The 19,896-nt window shown below is 40.2% G+C and carries 23 protein-coding genes; 5 read left to right on the forward strand and 18 right to left on the reverse strand.

All coding sequences use genetic code 11. From position 1 onward, the window contains the following. Positions 1 to 373 precede the first annotated feature (373 nt). The 3 genes from folE2 to BM195_RS02005 are packed head-to-tail and all read left to right on the forward strand — an operon-like array spanning position 374 to position 1,859. Positions 374 to 1,318, forward strand: coding sequence for a GTP cyclohydrolase FolE2 (folE2, locus tag BM195_RS01995; protein WP_090232794.1), 945 nt, complete (start codon positions 374 to 376; stop codon positions 1,316 to 1,318). Positions 1,319 to 1,324: 6 nt separating this feature from the next. Beyond that, positions 1,325 to 1,573, forward strand: a complete 249-nt coding sequence (gene yidD / locus BM195_RS02000; protein WP_090233191.1) for a membrane protein insertion efficiency factor YidD — start codon at positions 1,325 to 1,327, stop codon at positions 1,571 to 1,573. A 1-nt stretch (position 1,574) separates the two neighbouring features. Next, positions 1,575 to 1,859 carry a HesB/YadR/YfhF family protein gene (locus BM195_RS02005; RefSeq protein WP_090232797.1) on the forward strand — a complete coding sequence of 95 codons (285 nt, stop codon included), beginning with the start codon at positions 1,575 to 1,577 and terminating at the stop codon, positions 1,857 to 1,859. Between the two features lie 49 nt (positions 1,860 to 1,908). On the opposite strand, the gene BM195_RS02010 is transcribed toward BM195_RS02005, so the two are convergent. From BM195_RS02010 to BM195_RS02040, 7 genes are all read right to left on the reverse strand, one after another. Beyond that, on the reverse strand, positions 1,909 to 2,208 hold the full coding sequence (locus tag BM195_RS02010) for a hypothetical protein (protein ID WP_090232800.1): 300 nt from the start codon (positions 2,206 to 2,208) through the stop codon (positions 1,909 to 1,911). Beyond that, positions 2,208 to 2,633 carry an acyl-CoA thioesterase gene (locus BM195_RS02015; RefSeq protein ID WP_090232803.1) on the reverse strand — a complete coding sequence of 142 codons (426 nt, stop codon included), beginning with the start codon at positions 2,631 to 2,633 and terminating at the stop codon, positions 2,208 to 2,210. Before BM195_RS02015 ends, BM195_RS02010 begins: the two co-directional genes overlap by 1 nt. Before the next feature lie 123 nt (positions 2,634 to 2,756). Continuing rightward, on the reverse strand, positions 2,757 to 2,981 hold the full coding sequence (gene tlp / locus BM195_RS02020; protein WP_090232805.1) for a small acid-soluble spore protein Tlp: 225 nt from the start codon (positions 2,979 to 2,981) through the stop codon (positions 2,757 to 2,759). A 135-nt stretch (positions 2,982 to 3,116) separates the two neighbouring features. After that, positions 3,117 to 3,338: an FbpB family small basic protein gene (locus BM195_RS18770; protein WP_139223963.1), complete on the reverse strand. Its 222-nt coding sequence runs from the start codon at positions 3,336 to 3,338 to the stop codon at positions 3,117 to 3,119. A gap of 193 nt (positions 3,339 to 3,531) precedes the next feature. Then, a complete protein-coding gene (locus BM195_RS02030; RefSeq protein WP_244535641.1) occupies positions 3,532 to 4,104 on the reverse strand; it encodes a TlpA family protein disulfide reductase in 573 nt (190 codons plus the stop codon). 222 nt (positions 4,105 to 4,326) lie between these two features. Next, the gene (acnA, locus tag BM195_RS02035) at positions 4,327 to 7,044 is read right to left on the reverse strand and encodes an aconitate hydratase AcnA (RefSeq protein ID WP_090232807.1); all 2,718 of its coding nucleotides are present in this window, start codon (positions 7,042 to 7,044) and stop codon (positions 4,327 to 4,329) included. Positions 7,045 to 7,237: 193 nt separating this feature from the next. Further along, positions 7,238 to 8,356, reverse strand: coding sequence for an ATP-binding protein (locus tag BM195_RS02040; protein ID WP_244535642.1), 1,119 nt, complete (start codon positions 8,354 to 8,356; stop codon positions 7,238 to 7,240). A gap of 264 nt (positions 8,357 to 8,620) precedes the next feature. Here BM195_RS02040 and BM195_RS02045 point away from each other — a divergent pair, with 264 nt between their 5' ends. After that, complete coding sequence (locus BM195_RS02045) at positions 8,621 to 9,052, forward strand: DUF2621 family protein (protein ID WP_090232809.1); 432 nt, start codon at positions 8,621 to 8,623, stop codon at positions 9,050 to 9,052. A 32-nt stretch (positions 9,053 to 9,084) separates the two neighbouring features. On the opposite strand, the gene BM195_RS02050 is transcribed toward BM195_RS02045, so the two are convergent. The 8 genes from BM195_RS02050 to BM195_RS02085 all read right to left on the reverse strand — a co-directional run bounded on the left by BM195_RS02050 (position 9,085) and on the right by BM195_RS02085 (position 15,073). Further along, complete coding sequence (locus BM195_RS02050; protein WP_090232812.1) at positions 9,085 to 9,561, reverse strand: CcdC family protein; 477 nt, start codon at positions 9,559 to 9,561, stop codon at positions 9,085 to 9,087. Between the two features lie 141 nt (positions 9,562 to 9,702). Beyond that, a complete protein-coding gene (locus BM195_RS02055) occupies positions 9,703 to 10,128 on the reverse strand; it encodes a Na(+)/H(+) antiporter subunit B (RefSeq protein WP_090232814.1) in 426 nt (141 codons plus the stop codon). Between the two features lie 87 nt (positions 10,129 to 10,215). Then, positions 10,216 to 10,923, reverse strand: a complete 708-nt coding sequence (locus BM195_RS02060) for a cytochrome c biogenesis CcdA family protein (RefSeq protein WP_090232817.1) — start codon at positions 10,921 to 10,923, stop codon at positions 10,216 to 10,218. Between the two features lie 228 nt (positions 10,924 to 11,151). Beyond that, entirely contained in the window at positions 11,152 to 11,376 is a 225-nt protein-coding gene (locus tag BM195_RS02065; RefSeq protein ID WP_090232820.1) for a YneF family protein, read from the reverse strand. A gap of 44 nt (positions 11,377 to 11,420) precedes the next feature. Beyond that, positions 11,421 to 11,882: a sporulation inhibitor of replication protein SirA gene (sirA, locus tag BM195_RS02070; protein ID WP_170848119.1), complete on the reverse strand. Its 462-nt coding sequence runs from the start codon at positions 11,880 to 11,882 to the stop codon at positions 11,421 to 11,423. Between the two features lie 144 nt (positions 11,883 to 12,026). Next, entirely contained in the window at positions 12,027 to 14,030 is a 2,004-nt protein-coding gene (gene tkt, locus BM195_RS02075; RefSeq protein WP_090232824.1) for a transketolase, read from the reverse strand. A gap of 86 nt (positions 14,031 to 14,116) precedes the next feature. Next, the gene (locus tag BM195_RS02080; RefSeq protein ID WP_090232826.1) at positions 14,117 to 14,350 is read right to left on the reverse strand and encodes a DUF896 domain-containing protein; all 234 of its coding nucleotides are present in this window, start codon (positions 14,348 to 14,350) and stop codon (positions 14,117 to 14,119) included. An 84-nt stretch (positions 14,351 to 14,434) separates the two neighbouring features. Continuing rightward, complete coding sequence (locus BM195_RS02085) at positions 14,435 to 15,073, reverse strand: YneB family resolvase-like protein (protein ID WP_090232829.1); 639 nt, start codon at positions 15,071 to 15,073, stop codon at positions 14,435 to 14,437. A gap of 280 nt (positions 15,074 to 15,353) precedes the next feature. On the opposite strand from BM195_RS02085, the gene lexA reads away from it, so the two are divergent. Next, the gene (gene lexA / locus BM195_RS02090) at positions 15,354 to 15,977 is read left to right on the forward strand and encodes a transcriptional repressor LexA (RefSeq protein WP_090232832.1); all 624 of its coding nucleotides are present in this window, start codon (positions 15,354 to 15,356) and stop codon (positions 15,975 to 15,977) included. A gap of 744 nt (positions 15,978 to 16,721) precedes the next feature. Here lexA and glnA read toward each other — a convergent pair. The 3 genes from glnA to BM195_RS02105 all read right to left on the reverse strand — a co-directional run bounded on the left by glnA (position 16,722) and on the right by BM195_RS02105 (position 19,894). Further along, on the reverse strand, positions 16,722 to 18,059 hold the full coding sequence (gene glnA / locus BM195_RS02095; protein ID WP_090232834.1) for a type I glutamate--ammonia ligase: 1,338 nt from the start codon (positions 18,057 to 18,059) through the stop codon (positions 16,722 to 16,724). 40 nt (positions 18,060 to 18,099) lie between these two features. Further along, positions 18,100 to 18,486: a MerR family transcriptional regulator gene (locus BM195_RS02100; RefSeq protein ID WP_090232835.1), complete on the reverse strand. Its 387-nt coding sequence runs from the start codon at positions 18,484 to 18,486 to the stop codon at positions 18,100 to 18,102. Between the two features lie 169 nt (positions 18,487 to 18,655). After that, positions 18,656 to 19,894, reverse strand: a complete 1,239-nt coding sequence (locus tag BM195_RS02105; protein ID WP_090232838.1) for a methionine gamma-lyase family protein — start codon at positions 19,892 to 19,894, stop codon at positions 18,656 to 18,658. Between the last annotated feature and the right edge of the window lie 2 nt (positions 19,895 to 19,896).

Below are 19,896 nucleotides of genomic sequence, written 5' to 3' on the forward strand. Positions count from 1 at the left end.
TGGGGAGTTTGCCCCCGTTTGCGGGGGGATTACTCCCCGTTATATGCGGGATAAAGTGAAACTCCATTCAGTGGGGCGCTTTTTCCCCCACTGAAATAACGGGGATTTTACTGCCAATTATATCCGATCAAGCCGATAAATTGAATCTTTATTTTACCTTTTAGTATACTAATGGTATGTGTTCAAAATGGATGATGGAAAGGATCAAGAAGTTAGGATAGCGGATTTCCAAAGGATGTGGTAACTTCTGCTATGCCCACAGGACGTGAGCGATTTTAACAGAAGATTCTCAAACGAGGTATCATTTCCATCGGACTTTTGAACAACCTCTATTGACGTAACAGTTACAAATTGGAAGGGGTCACAGATCGTTATGGATAAAGTTAGGACAATCTCAAAGAAACAGTTACCGGACAAAGCCCAACGTCATAAACTATTTGGTTCTGTCGAGCCCGGTCCCAGAACAAAACCACGTGAAAAAAGCAAAATGGCTGATTTACAAAATACAAGAGAAGACTTCTTGTTTGATCTCGATGCAGTAGGAATTGCCAATGTAAAGCATCCGATCACCGTCGCAAGCAATCTGGAACCAAAAACACAAACGACCGTCGGAACATTTGAATTTTCATCCAGTATCGATAAATCCAGTAAAGGCACAAATATGAGCCGTTTTACAGAACAGCTTCAGGCATTTCATCAAAAAGGTTTTGTCATTAACTTAAAAACACTAAAAAGGTTCGCAAAAGATCTGGCAGAACGCTTAGACCAAAAAGATGCCGAAATCAAGGTGAGTTATCCGTGGTTTTATGAGCGCCGGGGACCTCAATCAGATCTGTCAGGCATGAATCATGCAGACATCACCATTCGTGTAAACTATGACACATCAGCAGGATGTTCCATCGAAGCCTCTATGTCATCATTGATTACGACTCTTTGCCCATGCTCTAAAGAAATCAGTGAATACAGTGCCCATAACCAACGGGGGGAAGTTACTATGACTGTATCATTGACAGAGGGTTTTGATGAGGAGACAATGGACTGGAAGGAATTATTGCTTGAAGCGGCGGAAAGCAATGCCAGCGCCAGATTGCATCCCGTATTGAAACGGCCAGATGAAAAAATGGTCACCGAACAAGCATATGAAAATCCTCGCTTTGTTGAAGATCTGGCACGACTTGTTGCAGCTGATTTATATGAAATGCCGTTTGTCACCAGATTTCAGGTTCAGTGCCGTAACGAAGAATCCATTCACATGCATGATGCCATAGCATCGATAACATATGATAAGTTGGAAGATGATGAGTCTCAGGAAGGATAAATGGCTATGAAATATCTGTTGATCGGGTTAATAAAATTTTACCGGAGAACGATCAGCCCATTTAAACCGCCGACTTGCAGATTTTTTCCGACATGTTCGGAATATGGATTAGAGGCTATTCGAAGGTTCGGCTTCTTTAAAGGCGGATTTTTGACTTTAAGGCGAATCAGTAAATGCCATCCTTTTCACTCAGGTGGTGTCGATTTAGTACCGGAAAAACGGCAAAATAACCGTATCCATCCAAGGAGTGATTAATTTGAATTTGCGCATAACGAATAAGGCTGCAAAATGGTATAAAGAAGAATTTGAGGCGGATGATCAGTCCTGTCTCCGGTTTTTTGTCAGGTATGGATTTGGAGGACAGATACCTGGTTTCACATTAGCAGTCGCTCAGGATACTCCGGTTGATATATATGCTTCAAACAGTGTGGAAGGCATTACGTTTTTCATTGAAAGTAAAGATGCATGGTATTTCGATGGGAAAGATTTAACGATCCAATTAAATGAACGGAAACAGGAACCAGTGTTTATTTACAGTTAAGAGGCGTTGATCAACGCCCCTTTTTTTCACTATTTCCTGCGAACGTTATTTATAATTTGAATTTATTAATTTGGTCCCACTGCTTCTCCATCCTTAATATTCTTGCTTGCTTTTCGCCGAACAGGTCAAAGTGTGGATGATGTTGATCCATATGAATCCATATCGGTTTTAAGTTATACTTCGCCCCCCAGGCGGTTAACTTTTTCAGGTTGCTGCATCCAACCTTCGTTACCGTATCACATCCTGGAAACCGTTCATCGATCCAATAATGGGTTAAAAAACTTATGTGCCCATTTTCAACTTCTGTCTTCCATCTCTTTAACTCGTGCCGGTCTATTCCAAAAGCCATTAGGATTCTCCATTCACTTGCCGTAAATATGTCTGATGCCATTCAGGATATACTTTACGTAATGATAATGGGCGAAACGAGTCTTTGTGAACAATCACATGTGTCGTTGTTCCGCTCACCGCTACCTCGGCGCCTTCCTTGAGGATGTGATAACCGTAAACCGTCCGTATACCATCATACTGTTCAATCCACGTTTCAACTGCTGCTTTCTCACCATAGTGAACAGGTTTTTTAAAGTTTATTTGGGCATCAGTCACTGGAGAGACAATATTATTCTTTTCCATGTCGGTATATGTAAAACCAAGACTTTCAATATATTTTGTCCGGCCGATTTCAAACCAGACCAGATAATTGGCGTGGTAAACAACCCCCATTTGGTCTGTTTCCTGGTATCTTACTTCAATTGGTGTTTTTGTCCTATGCAATCCTGCTTCCCCCTATATTAGTTTGTATATAACGTATTTTATCATATATCTTTATAAAATATGAAAATTTGCACTGGACACACGCAAAACCTCAAACCATTGGGCAATGGTTTGAGGTTAGTGCTATTGTTTTGCTTCATCTTTAATTTCCTGCCGCATGCCTTCGATCGCTTCTTCACGGCGTTTATTTTTTTCCTTGATCTTTTCTTTTTCTTCGCCTGAACTATGCTTCATCGTGTCATGTGCTTTTTCGATATTTTGAATGGTATCCTGTACCATACCCTGCAGTTTCTCAACATTGTCGCTGCGGTCATCCGGTTTAGGCTCGTAAGGATATTTGTCAGTCACTTTCAATTCTCCTTTGTAATTTTTTTCACCTTTGAAAGGTGTGTCTTCTTAAATTTTTTGCTGAAATACGGATAATATACAAATGAAAAAAGCCCGTCCTAATTGGTCGATATTAACCAACGGACAAGGCTGTTCTTATTCTGCACGCTTTTTATCTAAAGATTGGTGCATTTTAGTTTCCAAATTCTGTTCAATTCTTTCTAAAAGTGACTCATCTTGCAAAATTTGTTTCCGGTTTTCCTGTACAAGTTCATCAAACGAGAGCCTTTTCTTTAAAGAAATCGTAATCAACTCCTTTTTACGGTTGTTCCGAAAGATTTTTGAATAAACAACCAATTTTAGGAATAGTATTACCATTTCTTTGAAAATTTATCCAGGCGCCTGCACGATGCAGGTCACAAAGGCGTTGCAACATGACAAGGAAAGCTTCCTCTGGACTACGCACGAAGAAAAAGTGCTTTTCTTTTTCGAGCACGTTGGGTTTTAGTCTTTGTTCCTCCATAAGCGGGGGAAAAGCACCACACTGAATGAAGTTTCACTTTATCAAGTTTTAGGTTAATTTGTTCAGCATGTCCACCATATAATCGTAATTCATTGGTCCGAATTTTGGCGGTTCCTGGATTTTACCGTCCGTTCCGATAAAATAAGTGGTGGGGATGTTATAAATGGAGTATTGATCCTGTATTTCGGAATTTTTATCCAACGGAACAGTGTACGTATAGTCGTGTTTATCAATATATTCCCGCACGGCTTCAATGCTTGTATCATTTCCGGTCAAGTTAACAGCGACGACTTCCACCTGGTCTCCATATTCATTATAAAATTGCTGCATTTCAGGCATCTCTTCTTTGCATGGCCCGCACCAGGATGCCCAAAAATTCAAAATGACTTTTTGCCCGCGTAAATCGGATAATCGAAATGTATCACCTGAAAGTGTTTCCACTTCAAAATCCGGGGCATGCTTTCCTTCTTCAATTCCTGTTTCTCCTGGAGGGACAATTCCTGCACCTTCCGGGGTATCTTCATCAGGATCCTTTGCATTTTCCTCTGTATCCATAAAACTGATAACTGCCACACTAACCATAAATACAAGCAGAGTTATTCCAAGCACTCGTTTAACCATGACAGATCCCCTTATTCTGTGATTATGATAATTTAATCGTAGTGATATTATATGTGTATGTAAAGCTTAACAAATTATTGTTAAAAAATATTCAAATAAACGCGTCCTTTGGTATTACATCTCAGCAGTTTCGACTTATTTCAGGGAATTAATGCCGTTACATGCGGATGGCATAAAAAAGCCAATGCACCGAAAAAACGATGCATTGGCCTATTTTATAACCTATTGCGGAATACGATTTGCGGAATTCAGTTTATTGCGCAATACCATTTGCAGAATCCCACCATGACGATAGTAATCAACTTCAACATCACTATCAAACCGTGCGATAACGTTAAACTCTATTTTATTGCCTTCTTCATCAACAGCTGTGACTTTAACACGGTCATGCGGTTTAACATTTTCATCAATTTCAACATGGTATGTTTCTTCACCTGTTAAACCTAGCTTATCGGCACTCTCACCTTGTTCAAACTGTAATGGCAGTACACCCATCATAACAAGGTTGGAACGGTGAATCCGTTCGAAGCTTTCCGCAATGACTGTCTTGATGCCGAGCAAGTTTGTCCCTTTCGCTGCCCAGTCACGTGATGAGCCCATTCCGTAATCTTTACCACCAATAACGAGCAATCCGGTATCATTTTCCTGATATTTCATGGCTGCATCGTAAAACGGCATGAGTTCACCAGTTGGCCAATATGTGGTATAACCGCCCTCTTTGCCCTGTGCCAGCAAGTTACGGATTCGGATATTGGCAAATGTACCACGCATCATTACTTCATGGTTACCCCGGCGAGATCCATATGAGTTAAAGTTTCGCGGTGATACACCTTTTTCCTGCAGATACTGGCCAGCTGGCATATCTTTGGCAATTGCGCCTGCAGGAGAAATATGGTCGGTTGTTACCGAGTCGCCAAATTTGCCGATGACACGCAGATTGTTCAATGGATCAACTGTTCCTGCATCTTTTGACAATCCTTCAAAAAATGGCGGATTTTGAATATAAGTCGATTCACTGTCCCATTCGAATAAAGGTTCGTCAGTTGTTTTGATTTCATTCCATTTTTCATTGGAATTGAATACACTTTCATACTCTTTACGGAAAATCTCCGGTTTTACTACGCTTTGGACAGAGTTTTTAATTTCGTCCATTGATGGCCATATGTCTTCCAGATAAATTGGCTCGCCATCTGCATCGGTCCCAAGCATTTCTTTTGTCAAATCGATATCCACAGTTCCCGCTAAGGCATATGCCACAACCAATGGAGGTGATGCCAAATAATTCGCTTTAACCAGCGGGTGAATACGGCCTTCAAAGTTACGGTTACCTGACAATACTGAAGAAACGGTTAAATCACTTTCCTCAATCGCCTTTTCAATTTCAGGTCTTAATGGCCCGGAATTTCCGATACATGTCGTACAACCGTAGCCGACAAGGTTGAAGCCAAGCTGGTTCAGGTAGTCCTGGAGACCGGAATCGTCCAGATAACGTGTAACGACTTTCGATCCCGGTGCAAGCGAAGTTTTAACATATTCTGGTACTTTCAACCCTTTTTCCACAGCTTTTTTCGCAAGCAGTCCAGCACCAAGCATTACATATGGATTGGACGTATTGGTACAGGATGTAATCGCAGCAATCGCAAGTGCACCTGTTTTCATGACAGAGGTTTCACCATTTGGATGTTCGACCGTCGCTTCCTTGTCAAACTCGGATTCATCCATTCCGAAACCCTGATTGCCGGATGGCGCTGTGATGGCCTTATTGAATTCATGTTTCATATCGGACAAGGCTATTAAATCCTGTGGACGTTTTGGTCCTGACAAGTTTGGCTCAAGTTCCGATAAATTGATCTCCACAAGCTCGGTATATTCAGGGTCTTCCTGATCGGCTGAATACCAGAGATCATTTTCTTTACAATACTTTTCCACTAGTGCAATCTGTTCTTCATTGCGACCGGTCAGACGAAGATAATTTAACGCTTCTTCATCAACAGGGAAGAAACCGCACGTTGCACCATATTCAGGCGCCATGTTGGAAATAGTGGCACGGTCGGCAAGCGGCATATCTTTCAGTCCAGGTCCAAAATACTCCACAAACTTTCCGACAACATTTTTCTCACGCAGAACCTGTGTCACTTTTAGTGCCAGATCTGTTGCGGTCGTTCCTTGCGGGAAGCTGCCGGTAAATTTAACACCAATCACTTCCGGTGCAGGGAAATAGGATGGCTGGCCAAGCATGCCTGCTTCAGCTTCAATGCCGCCAACACCCCAGCCAAGAACGCCTAATCCATTAATCATCGTTGTATGTGAGTCTGTACCAACCAACGTATCCGGAAATGCGTCATATGTGCCGTCTTCATTTTCGATGCCATGAACAACATTCGCGATATATTCCAGGTTTACCTGGTGTACAATTCCTGTTGCAGGCGGTACGGCACGATAATTTTCAAATGCTTTCTGTGCCCAATGCAAAAATTCATAACGCTCCATATTCCGTTCAAATTCAAGCTCCATGTTTGCTTTTAGCGCATTTGCTGTGCCATACTGATCCACCTGTACTGAGTGGTCAATAACCAAGTCAACCGGTACTTCCGGATTAATTTTATCCGGTTCTCCGCCCATATCGACCATCGCTTTTCTTAATGACGCAAGATCAACGACAGCTGGTACTCCAGTGAAATCCTGAAGAATGACCCGGGATGGCTTGAAAGGTACATCAACATGGTTTGCATCATTTTTTCCCCATTTGGACAGACCCTCCACATGTTCATCCTTTATGACGTGACCATCCTGCTGGCGTATGAGTGATTCCAGCAGAACACGAACAGAAAAAGGCAGCCGGGAAATTTTCCCTAAGTTGGCATTTTCAATTGCTTTTAATTGGTAAAAGTTATACGTTTTGCCATTCAAATCAAACTTTTTTTTCGCATCAATTCCCATAAAAGCTGTACTCCTCCCTTATCACCTTTTTGTCAAACAGCACATCAGTTTTGACAAAAATTGTCTACGAATATATCTTATATGAAATAATTCTATAAAACAATCGTTTCCTGGTGAATGCTATATATGGATAAATTATTAAAAGTGATAAGAAATTTTTATCAAATGATTCCATATATAATTGAACCTATCATTACGGTTTAGGCAAAATAACTCTGAATGTACTTCCGGTATCTTCATTTTGCAGAATCTCAAGTCGCCCGCCATGGCGCTCCAGAATTTGCCTGGTAATCATCAGACCAGGACCTGTACCATTTTGTTTCGTTGTAAAAAAGGGCTCCCCGAGCTTATGTATCACTTCTTCGGGTATTCCCGGTCCTTCATCAATGATATCGATTAAAATTTCGTTATGATGTATATAATCGTTCACTTTTATGTACCCGGGTTTCTCCATTGCCTCAATAGCATTTTTCAATATATTAATAAAGACCTGCTTAATTTGGGAGCGGTCACATTTCACATTCTGATTTGATTCCTGCTTCCACAAAATCTCGATATTTTTTAATCCGGCTTGTGGATTTAACAGTGTAACAACATCATCAATCAATTCTGGTAAATTTTCCAATTCCTTATGATCTGTCATCGGTTTTGAAACAAATAATAACTCCGAGGTAATGGTTTCCATTTTCTCAATCTCATCAACCATTATTTTATAGTATTCATCTTCCCTGTTCACACCCGCCTGCAGCAGCTGCAAAAAGCCCTTTATCGATGTAAGGGGATTCCGGATTTCATGTGCAATTCCCGCCGCAAGCTGACCTGCAACCGACATTTTTTCGGATCGGATCATCATTTCTTCAGCCTCTTTTTTATCTGTGATATCTTTTGTGGCTGAGATATAATAATGATTGCCGTTTGCATCCTGAATGGCAGTTATTTGATTCTCTGTCCATATACTTTTACCATATACATCCTGAATGTTAATGTTCAAAACTTGTTTTCTATTTTGGGTGATATCCAAGTTCTTTTGGATATATGAGATATCTTCCGGGGAAATCCATTCAAACCATTTTGTGCCGATAAATGCTGCTGCAGGATATCCAAGCAGCTGTTCTGCCGTGTTCGAAATATAAATGATGGCTCCATTTTGGTCCCATAACGTAATGAATCCATTCATATTCCGATCTATCCATCGAAGAATCGGGGAAGGTAACGAAGCCAAATTATCAAACTCATAATCATTTGACGTTGCTGCATTATGCTGTTCATTTTCATTCATTTCCGCTGATTCCTTTCTAGATTTGTCGATCATCCTTAACCCTCCTTACCTGATTAATTTTCCCGTCAGTCATTCATATGACAAATTAAAAGGAAATATGCTACTATTATGTATGTCACAATCTCGTATAATTGTGGTAAATTATAGTACAGTTCCTAGTCAATGTAAAAAGAACGTGCACAGACTTATATTGATGATATATGTGTACTGGTATGGTACTATAATAGCCTATAAAAATAAAAAGTTAAAGGAAAATATTGTTATAATTTATACTATATTAGCAAAATAGGTGATAATATGTCTGTTTTTGATGACATTCTGATTATTTTGTGGGGATTTTTGCTGATTACCCTTATGGGGATTGGCGGATTTTTCATGTTCCGCAAGTTCCTGAAAAAATTACCGAAAGAAGACGGCAACTCCAAAATGGATTGGGAAGAATATTATATGGAAAAAACAAAGCATATGTGGCAAGAGGAAGAAAAAGAAATCCTTGAAGACCTTGTCTCTCCTGTTCCTGAACTGTTTCGGGATGTTGCCAAACAAAAAATAGCAAGTAAAATCGGCGAAGTTGCACTGCAAAAAAAACAAAAGACCATTACGGAAGAAGTGCTTATTGAAGGTTATATATTGGCCACACCAAAACGGGATCATAAATTTTTGCGCAAAAAACTGAATCAGCGAAAAATTGATATGACACCATATGAACATTTATTTGACCAATCATAACAATGCGCTCATACATATGTACAAGCGCATTGTTATGGTTCAGGGTATTCAAGTTTCTTTTCCAGCTTTTTAAATTTATAAAGCATTGCCAGCCGCCATGATACAATCATGCCAAATGCCAACAGAAAAAACATTCCACTCATTTCTCCAAAAGAAATCGTTGCCCCTATAGACAGCTTAATCATAATCCTAACCAATAATAATCCAAATAAAATAAAAATAAATGATTTTGATGGAATTAAATATATATATCTGTCTTTTATTTCAAACTTGGATGTTTTAATCAGAAATACAGAAAAAATGATGCCAACCAAAACAGCTTCGAATACTTGAAGTAAATTAACCCGAAATACAGGAAACAAAAACATAAGGGCACCTGTACTCATAAATAATGGGGGCAAGATAATTTTTTTTACAGATGCCGGTTTTTTAGATGCCTTTAACCTAATGAATATCATCGTTACAGCCATAAGAGCTGCAACGGTGGTACTTGTCGCTAGCCAAAACATTATTCACCAACTCTTTCCCAACAATCTAAAGCGGCGACAACTCATGTTTTGTCTTTTTGAATATTGTACTAAGTGTCACCAGCATAAAATTTGTATCATCAACTGCAAGTATTCTCGCCATAGCGAATCCCCCTAAAACCATTATCGATCCTCTGCAATCGACAAAATAATGGTAATGGTAACCCCGAGAACTGTAAGGTAGACGCCAAGGTCAAATAACATCGCAGTAGCAAGCTCCAGCTCACCCAAAATCGGGAAATAAAAATAATCAAATGTATGCGATAAAAAAGGCTGTTGAAACAGGAAAGCTCCTACTCCAGTTCCTGCCGCAAGCAGCAATCCAATTGGAATCATCGTACGATAATTGATCGGCAAAACCTTCTCCAGCACTGCTGCACCGTAAGCCATATACATGAGCACAATTGCTGCTGATGTCATTAACCCGCCAATAAATCCCCCGCCAGGTGAATTATGGCCCGCAAACAGTAAATAAATCGAAAAACCCAATAAGATGAAAGCGATTAACGATGTTGTCGTGCGCAAAATAAGATCATTCGGTTTATACATTTCAGTTGATGCCCCTTTTCCATGTTTGTGCCATATTTAAATTGAGTCTATTATAAAACGATTAAAAAATCCAGTTGTTACAAAATTTTAAAATCCAGTGAATCCAAATAATCCTGCTAAAAATGCTGTCAGGTCAGTCATCCAATCAAAATATAAGGCAACTCCCATGAATATCATAATATAACCGCCTATTTTGACAATCCTGGCACTATTGCGTCTGATCCAGGACAGTTTTCCAATAAAAAATGATAAGGTGAGAAACGGAATGGAAAATCCTAATATATAACTTAGCATCATGATCATACCAAGATCCGGATTCGTTGCTGCCAATGAAATGACAATCACCAAAATTGGCCCCATGCAAGGTGTCCATCCTAATGAAAATGCCAAGCCAATGATAAAGGAACCAAAAAATCCAGCTGGGCGATTTTTAAAAGTGATCTTTCTGTCCTTCATGAGAAATTCAAAATTAAATATCCCCGTAATGACAAGTCCGAAAAAAACAATTAGAATAGCACCAATCTGTCTGATGATCTCCCGGTTGGTATTGAGAAATTCGGAAACAAAGGATGAACCGAATCCCAGCATAATAAATACCATGGAAAAACCAAGCAGGAAGAAAACCGTATGTAATAAGCTTTTCCTTGTCAGCATTTTATTTTCATTTTTTAATTCATTGACACTCATTCCGGTAATATACGAAAGAAATGCTGGATACAGTGGCAATACACAGGGAGAGATAAACGACAGGAATCCCGCTCCTAGCGCAATAAAGACATTAACTTCTTCTGACATTTTAATCCTCCTACTAAAATCCCTGTGTACATTTTACCAAAATAAACAAGGAAAACCGAAACTGTTTTTGACAATAATCCAACAGTCAAAAGTCCTTATAATCCGATTTCAGACAACGAGAGTACCGATTGATATATGATATATATCAGCGTTCGTAAAAAACCCCCTGTTATTCTTCCATACCAGGGGTGCTTTAACAAAATTCAGGTTTCAATAAATAAGTTCCGATTACTTTCCTTGCTGCTGATTGTTCATCTGACGCATCATCTGGTTAATCTTCTTTTGTGACGGTTTCTGCCCCATTTGCATCATCAGCGTGCGCAGCATTTGTTCATTAATTGGCGGGTTTTTCTTTAAATAGTTCATCATATATTTTCTGGCAATAAAAAATCCGAGCGCAACCCCCGCAATTAATGCCAAAATTGCAATTAATACAACCCAAATTACGTCCATTAAAGCTTTCCTCCTTCATGTTGTCTCTCATACAGTATAGTAAACTAAAGATAAGAATACAATACTTGTCCAGTCTCGTCCTTATTCTTTCCCAGGCTGACCGGAGAAATCCAGCCAAAATCATATCGGTGATCTCCTACAACGAAAAAATACGGCTGAAATGACCGTAAGGCAGGGAAAAGCAAATCTTCAGCATCGTGTATGATGTCACCCCGAAAGTTTATACGTTTTTCCTCTATATGTAAAGAAATATACCGCATGTCTTCGTAAATTTTCAAAGAATTAGCTTCCAATTCAGTGGTGACATGTGATGGATGGTACTTCATGATGTGCGATATGAGCAGATTCTCGGGGATATCCATGGTAATATATTTAAATTGCATGGAAAGATCCTCCCTGTTTTGATGACTGTCGTAACTTTTTATAAACCGGTATAATACGTCACTTCTATAATAGAAAAAGTGTGCAAATTCTTCCTTTATCCAGTAAATAGAGTAATGATTCAACAAAATCCCTCCTCTTTTACTTACTATTATACCGATTCTAATATAAAAGTTTGTCACTCTGCGCAGTAAAGAAGTACTAATTTTGTCGAAGTGAAGAAAAGGTGACTTTCCTTTACCGGAAAGTCACCTATGTGACAAATATACTTATTTTAATAACGCTTCGACATGTTTGACGACATTTTCAACGTGAAAACCATATTCTTCAACTACTTTGTCCCCTTTGGCGGATGCACCGAATCGGTCTATTCCCAGGATATCACCTTCGTCACCTGTATATCTTTCCCAGCCGAAAGGAGAGGCCATTTCAATCGCTAATCTTTTCTTGACATCCGGAGGAAGCACCTGGTTTTTATATGTCCTGTCCTGTTCGTTAAAACGGTCCCATGACGGCATGCTGACAACGTTAACATCAATACCTTTATCAAGCAGTGCCTCTTGTGCTTTTACAGCCAGCTGAACTTCTGAACCGGATGCCAGTAAAAGCGCGTCCGGTGTTTCTTTGTCCGTTTTGCTGATCACATAAGCACCTTTTTTAACGCCTTCATATGCATTTTCTTGTGTTCCTTCCAGTATAGGGAGCCCCTGTCTTGTCAATACCAGTGCTGTCGGTTTATTCTGGGATTCCAGCGCAAGTCTCCATGCAGCCTGTACTTCATTACCGTCTGCAGGCCTGATGAGTGAAAGCCCCGGTATGGCTCTAAGAGAAGGCAACTGCTCGATTGGTTCATGTGTCGGACCATCTTCTCCAACTGCAATCGAATCATGGGTGAATACATATGTTACAGGGTTGTTCATGATAGCCGAAAGCCGCAATGCCGGGCGCAGATAATCACTGAACACAAAGAATGTGCCAACATAAGGTTTTATTCCGCCATGCAATGCCATACCATTTGCTGCGGCGGCCATGGCAAATTCACGGACCCCGAACCAGATATTTTTACCTGCATAATGATCACGGGAGAAGTCTTCCTCATTTTTAATCGTCGTTTTGTTCGAACCTGCCAAATCAGCGCTGCCGCCGAAAAGATATGGCACAGCTTTTGACACTTCATTCAGTACTTCACCGGATGAAGCACGCGTTGCTTTGGCATCATTTTGCGGATCATAAACAGGCAGATCCTTGTCCCAGTTCACCGGTAGCTCACCTTTAATGGCATGTTCTAATTCAGTACCAAGTTCGGGATATTTTTCTTTATATTTTTCGAAAAGACTGTTCCAGTTATCCTCAGCTTTTGCACCATCGTTGGCGATTTTTTCCCTGAAATCAACATAAACTTCATCAGGTACATGGAAATCATCATGTGTCCAGGTATACTGTTCTTTTGTCAGTTTTACCTCTTCTTCACCGAGCGGGGCACCATGTGAAGCTGCTGATGCCGATTTATTCGGTGATCCATAGCCGATGACGGTTTTTACCTCGATTAATGTGGGCTGATCAGTATTTTCCTTCGCTTTTTTAACAGCATTCCGGATTTCATTCAAATCATTGCCGTCCTCAACTCGAATAACTTGCCATCCATAAGCTTTAAAACGCTCCTCGGTATTATCCGAAAATGCACGGTTCAATTCCCCGTCAAGTGAAATATCGTTGGAATCGTACAGCGCGATAAGTTTACCTAGTTTTAAATGACCTGCGAGTGATGCTGCTTCGTGTGAGACCCCTTCCATAAGATCACCGTCGCTCACAAGTGCATACGTATAATGATCGATAATCGAAATATCTGCTTGATTATATGCTGCTGCAAGATGAGCCTCAGCCATTGCCATTCCAACTGACATGGCAATTCCTTGTCCAAGCGGTCCTGTAGTTGCTTCGACGCCATCAGTGTGATGCACTTCCGGATGACCTGGTGTTCTGGAATCCCATTGCCGGAAAGACTTCAAATCATCAATGGTGACATCATAGCCTGACAAATGCAAAAGACCATATAAAAGCATGGATCCATGACCGGCCGACAAAACAAAGCGATCCCGGTTAAACCATTTGGAGTTATTCGGATTATGCGTCATAAAATCTGTCCACAACGTGTATGCCATTGGTGCTGCACCCATTGGCAGTCCGGGATGACCGGAATTTGCATTTTCCACCGCATCGATGGCTAATGTCCTGATTGTGTTAATGGATAATTGTTCGATTGTTTCTGACAAAACGATACCCCTTTCCATTGTTAGCATTCTTATACTATCTAATTCTATAATGAAACCGCTATTGGAACAAGCCATAGCATATCTGTCTAATGTTTTTTATTTCTATTCTGTAAATCGCGCACTTTTTGGGGTGTGACGTCATTTCCCGCGGGATCCTTTACAGTCATTGACTTAAATTGATTTTTAAAAGATTTGCGTACATTTTGCAAATATTCTTCTCTGAGTTTCTTTTGTTCGGTTTTCTCTTCCTCTGTCAATCCTTCATTTTTTGATTTTTTGGCCAGCTGATTTATCCGATCAAGTTTATCTTTTGATATCATTCATAAAACCTCCTGAAAACCATTAAAAGACACGAACACATGAATGTTCCTGTCTTTTCATATTACACGCCCATAAGCTCATATTCAAGTTTCGAGGTATTCCTGATATCTGCGGTGTACAGTAGCTTTGGAAACCGGATAACCTAATCCATTAAGCGTATTGGCAATTTCTCGGAATGTCATATCATTTTGCTTTAAACGAACGACTTCTTCGATAGGGAATGCTTTCCGTTCTTTTCCGGGTGCTTTGTGGCGGTTTGTAAGATTTTTGCTCGGATCATATCCATTTTCCACTGCTTTCCTCATACCACGCTTAATTTTCGTATTATGGATTTGACGCTGATATTCCTCTACAATACTGACTATCTGGAGAACCATGGAGTCTGGCTCAGACAGCTCCAGTTCTCCGTTCTGCAGCCCCGTATAGATACTGACATTCAATTTCCGCAATTGATGAAACAATGCAATCTTTGTATTACCACGGCCCAGTCTCGTTTCATCCTGAATAAGTAAACAATCTGCCTTGTGATCTGAAAAGTAATCCAGCATTTGAAAAATACCGTCTCTGTCTATTTCATACCCGCTTTCCTGTTCTTCTATGCAATCAATGACCGTAAAATCATAGCTTCGTGCAAGCTCCATGAGTTCTTCTTTCTGCCGCTGCAATGACGTTTCCTGTGTTTTTTTGTCTGTGCTGACTCTGCAATAGATGATTGCTCTCAAGTTAGATTCTCCTTACATTATGCACTTGTAATCATAGAAAAATATAAAAATATCAATGCTGCTGCAAAAGTTGCCAAATAGAATAGATCTGTTTTCGTCATTTTTTCAAACATCATGAATCAGTCCTTTCTAACATTTAACAGGAACTTTTGTTCGCCTCTATGTATTATTATATACGAACAAATGATCCTGTCAACAGTTTTTCGAACGAATGTTTGTTTATTTTGATCTTCCGTGATATACTAGCTTTAATAAATACTATGTGCGAGGTGTTTAATAGATGACAAAACTCTCAAAACGACAGGATGCCATTCTTGACTATATTAAGGAACAGGTAAATGAAAAAGGATATCCGCCATCAGTCCGGGAAATTGCAGTAGCCGTCGGACTTGCATCCAGTTCAACCGTACATGGTCATCTGGCAAGACTGGAAAGTAAAGGATTCATCAGACGAGATCCTACAAAGCCAAGGGCGATAGAGGTGCTGGAGCAAACAGAAGAAAACCATATACCACGGGAAGAGCCACGATATGCACCGGTAATAGGAAAAGTAACAGCTGGTCTCCCCATTACCGCAGTGGAAAACATTGAAGAATTTGTTCCATTGCCGGGCTCTGTTACAGGAACTGATGAAAATCTGTTTGTACTTGTCATTGAAGGTGAAAGTATGATTGAAGCAGGTATATTGGATGGCGATATGGTCATCGTTAAACAGCAAAACACGGCACAAAATGGTGATATCGTTGTAGGCATGACCGATGAGGATGAAGCCACTGTTAAACGATTTTTTAAAGAAAAAGATCATATCCGGCTGCAGCCGGAAAATGCAACCATGGAACCGCTCATTTATCAGAACGTAACCATTTTAGGCAAAGTTATCGGCCTATACCGCAACATTGACTAAAGGCTATGGCGGAAGTATGAAGATCTTTTCACTGACACTTTAGATAACTTGGAACGAACAAGGCTCTGATTACATAACGTTAAAAAACTAGACTTTTACCCGGACGTATGATTGAAAACACCAGTCCTTTAGCCCAGCCATAATTGATAGTTCGCGTCATTAAAAAACAGGGCATTCGATACCATTTGACGTATCGGCGGCCCTTTATTTTACTGTTGTATCAAAATCTTATTTACAATCTTGGGTGGGCGTATCGTGGGCATTACTGCAGAAGGAAGGAAGCTGCAATAACCGAAATGATAAATCAATTTCTCAATTTCGTCGGAGCGTCACAAAGATGATATGAGAGCCTATACATATCTTTCTTTAGTGATTGATAATTGATAGCGTAAGGTTCTTTTATATTTTCTCTGCTAGATTGTTCTTTAATTAGAAGAAATTTAAAACAGACAGAAACTTGCTTATTCAGTTCCCAAGACTCTCATGCAGTATTATTTATTAGTATCAAGTGCCGATACGAAATGTGTCCAAGAACGCTCGGGGCATGGCAGTTACCAAATTACTGCCGATGTATATTCTCACGTATCCAAGAAAATGGAACAAAAAAATACCGCCCAATTTGAAGTATGGACGATATTTTAAAATGATATTTTTTTATTCATTTTTTGGGGTATTGGGGTGATGATCAATTGATAATCATTTATCCCTATTCACCCCCAAGAATAAAATCCCTTTATATCAGTATTAATAGCTTGTCAAATACTGTTCCCGCTCCCATGGGTGAACAGTTGTCCGGAACATATCCCATTCAATTTCTTTTGCCTCAACAAAGTGCTCATAAAGATGTTCGCCTAATGCATCAACAATTCTATTATCTTTCTGCATCTCTCCCAAAGCATCCATTAAAGTGGCTGGCAAATCTTTCACACCATTCTTCTCACGTTCTTCTTTATCCATCACATAAATATTCCGGTCAACAGCTTCAGGTGGTGTCAATTGATTTTCAACGCCATCCAGGCCGCTTGCAAGCAGTACAGCCATCGCCATATAAGGATTGGCAGACGGATCGACACTTCTGACTTCAATTCGAGTGCTCAATCCGCGGGAATACGGGATACGGACCAGTGGACTTCTGTTCGCACCGGACCATGCGACATAACACGGAGCCTCATATCCAGGGACAAGTCTTTTATACGAATTAACTGTCGGATTGGTAACAGCAGTGAAATTTGTTGCATGTTTAATAATCCCGGCAGTGAACTGATACGCCACATCACTTAGCTGCATATCCCCTTGTGTATCAAAAAATGCGTTTTCCCCGTTTCTAAACAAGGACATGTTGGTATGCATACCAGATCCGTTAACACCAAAAAGCGGTTTTGGCATAAATGTCGCATGCAAGTTATGTTTTCTAGCAATGGTCTTGACAACCAGTTTGAACGTCTGGATATCATCTGCATGTTTGACAGCATCTGAATACTTGAAATCAATCTCGTGCTGTCCGGGTGCTACTTCATGATGTGATGCTTCAATTTCGAATCCCATCTCTTCCAATTCCAGAACAATATCACGCCGGCAGTTTTCGCCCAAATCTGTTGGTGCCAAGTCAAAATAACCGCCATGGTCATTTAACTCCAGTGAAGGTTCACCTTTTTCGTCGAGTTTAAACAAAAAGAATTCAGGTTCAGTACCGATATTAAATGCATCAAAACCCAACTCTTCCATTTTCTTCAGGTTGCGTTTCAGATTATATCTCGGACACCCTGCAAAAGGCGTTCCATCCGGGTTATAAATATCACAAATAAACCGGGCAACTTTTCCTTTTTCCGATGTCCATGGAAATACGACAAAAGTATCCAAATCAGGATGCAAATACATGTCTGACTCTTCAATGCGAACAAAACCTTCAATTGAAGACCCGTCAAACATCATTTTATTATCCAATGCTTTGTCCAATTGACTGAGGGGAATTTCAACGTTTTTAATAGTTCCAAGCATGTCGGTAAACTGCAAGCGAATAAATCGGACATTTTCCTCCTCAATTTGTTTCATAATTTGTTCTTTCGTTAACCCTTTGCCCATTCCATTACCTCCTATTTATATTTTGCATGAGCAGCAGCTTTTAATGGAAAAAACGAGATAAATCACCTTGCCGCAAATTTGATTTACCCATTTTGCCTGCCTGATATAATTCATTTTTTAATATTTTGCGCAATTCTTTATCAGACAGTCCGTTACGCTGTTCATCATTTTTCTGTTTTGCCTTCTGATCTTCCAGAATGATATGTTTAATGCCCGCTAAGTTAATCCCCCTATCCAGTAAATTTTTAATTTCCAACAAACGATCAACATCATTAAATGAAAATAAACGTTGATTGCCGGTTGATCTGGCAGGATGTATCAAGCCTTGTTCCTCGTAATATCTAATTTGTCTGGCTGTGAGTTCTGTCAATTTTTTGACAATGCTGATTGAAAATAAAGGCATCGAACGCCGATCCTGATCGTTCATCGAAAAATCCCCCTTGCTATGTTATTCAATATAATAGCAAATGTTAATTTAGATGTCAAATTTATGTTAACTTTTCTAACGTAATAGGTATTCTATAGGTCAACCATTATTTATACTTTCCTGATATGATAAAGAGACCTTATAAAAAAAAGAGCCTGTTATAGCTCTTTCATGTGATGTATTCTTTTTCCAGCAAATGATTGAGTGCTGATTCCAGGGCAATTTTAACATGTGCATACGTTAAACCGCCTTGCACAAATGCCGTATAGGGTTCCCTGATTGGACCATCTGCTGTCAGTTCAAGACTGGCGCCCTGTATAAATGTACCAGCTGCCATAATCACCTCATCCTGATAACCCGGCATGCCACTTGGATATGGGATTACAAATGCATTAACCGGTGAATTATGCTGGATTGCCTGGCAAAAAGCAATCATACTATCTGCATTATGAAATGTAACTGTTTGTATCAGATCTGTCCGTTTGGCTGCGTAACCGGGACTTGTCCGAAATCCGGCTAAATCCAAAAATCGGGCTGTCAAAATAGCGCCTTTCAAAGCTTCGCCGACAACATGCGGTGCCAGGAACAGTCCTTGAAACATTTCCTGCAGCGTATGAAAGGTTGCACCGGTTTCTTTTCCAAGCCCCGGGGCAGTCAGACGATTGGCACATTGTTCTACCAACTTCTCTTTTCCGGCAATATAACCGCCTGCACGCACAATTCCACCACCCGGATTTTTAATCAGCGATCCCGCCATAACGTCCGCGCCTGCATGCAGTGGTTCACGTTCCTCAACGAACTCACCGTAACAATTATCAACGAAAACAATCAAGTCCTCATCGATCGTTTTGATGAATCGGACCATTTCCCCAATGTCATTGATCGTAAACGACGGCCGATCGTCATAACCCTTTGAGCGCTGAACAGCTATCACTTTCGTCTTTGCTGAAATGTTTCGCTTGATTCCGGCATAATCAATTGACCCGTCATCCAATAAATCAACTTGGTTATATGTAATATGAAAATCTTGTAATGAGCCTTTATGTTGTCCATGGATGCCGATGACCGACTCCAGGGTGTCGTATGGCTTACCGGTGATATATAACAGCTCTTCACCTGGTCGTAAAAGACCAAAAAGGGCAGTTGAAATGGCATGTGTCCCAGAAACCATTTGCGGCCTGACAAGTGCATCCTCCCCACCAAAAATGTCGGCATATACAGCTTCCAATGTTTCCCGTCCTAAGTCGTCGTAACCGTAACCCGTGGTCGAATGGAAATGACTGTCACTTACACGGTTCTGTTTAAACGCATCAAGCACCCGCTTTTGATTTATTTCAACCATTTCAAAGACGTTTGCGTGCTGTGCAGTGCAATCTTTTTCTGCTTGTATCATTAAATTTTTCAGCATCA

It is taken from the genome of Lentibacillus halodurans (genome assembly GCF_900112045.1).
GTDB classification, from domain to species: Bacteria; Bacillota; Bacilli; order Bacillales; family Amphibacillaceae; genus Lentibacillus; species Lentibacillus halodurans.

Excerpts from the sequence above, each read along its gene's own strand:
- folE2 (WP_090232794.1), top strand. The coding sequence starts at position 374 with ATGGATAAAGTTAGGACAATCTCAAAGAAACAGTTACCGGACAAAGCC.
- yidD (WP_090233191.1), top strand. The coding sequence starts at position 1,325 with ATGAAATATCTGTTGATCGGGTTAATAAAATTTTACCGGAGAACGATC.
- BM195_RS02010 (WP_090232800.1), bottom strand. The coding sequence starts at position 2,208 with ATGGCTTTTGGAATAGACCGGCACGAGTTAAAGAGATGGAAGACAGAA.
- BM195_RS18770 (WP_139223963.1), bottom strand. The coding sequence starts at position 3,338 with ATGGTAATACTATTCCTAAAATTGGTTGTTTATTCAAAAATCTTTCGG.
- BM195_RS02030 (WP_244535641.1), bottom strand. The coding sequence starts at position 4,104 with ATGGTTAAACGAGTGCTTGGAATAACTCTGCTTGTATTTATGGTTAGT.
- acnA (WP_090232807.1), bottom strand. The coding sequence starts at position 7,044 with ATGGGAATTGATGCGAAAAAAAAGTTTGATTTGAATGGCAAAACGTAT.
- BM195_RS02040 (WP_244535642.1), bottom strand. The coding sequence starts at position 8,356 with ATGATCGACAAATCTAGAAAGGAATCAGCGGAAATGAATGAAAATGAA.
- BM195_RS02045 (WP_090232809.1), top strand. The coding sequence starts at position 8,621 with ATGTCTGTTTTTGATGACATTCTGATTATTTTGTGGGGATTTTTGCTG.
- BM195_RS02050 (WP_090232812.1), bottom strand. The coding sequence starts at position 9,561 with ATGTTTTGGCTAGCGACAAGTACCACCGTTGCAGCTCTTATGGCTGTA.
- BM195_RS02055 (WP_090232814.1), bottom strand. The coding sequence starts at position 10,128 with ATGTATAAACCGAATGATCTTATTTTGCGCACGACAACATCGTTAATC.
- BM195_RS02060 (WP_090232817.1), bottom strand. The coding sequence starts at position 10,923 with ATGTCAGAAGAAGTTAATGTCTTTATTGCGCTAGGAGCGGGATTCCTG.
- BM195_RS02065 (WP_090232820.1), bottom strand. The coding sequence starts at position 11,376 with ATGGACGTAATTTGGGTTGTATTAATTGCAATTTTGGCATTAATTGCG.
- BM195_RS02080 (WP_090232826.1), bottom strand. The coding sequence starts at position 14,350 with ATGATATCAAAAGATAAACTTGATCGGATAAATCAGCTGGCCAAAAAA.
- lexA (WP_090232832.1), top strand. The coding sequence starts at position 15,354 with ATGACAAAACTCTCAAAACGACAGGATGCCATTCTTGACTATATTAAG.
- glnA (WP_090232834.1), bottom strand. The coding sequence starts at position 18,059 with ATGGGCAAAGGGTTAACGAAAGAACAAATTATGAAACAAATTGAGGAG.
- BM195_RS02100 (WP_090232835.1), bottom strand. The coding sequence starts at position 18,486 with ATGAACGATCAGGATCGGCGTTCGATGCCTTTATTTTCAATCAGCATT.
- BM195_RS02105 (WP_090232838.1), bottom strand. The coding sequence starts at position 19,894 with ATGCTGAAAAATTTAATGATACAAGCAGAAAAAGATTGCACTGCACAG.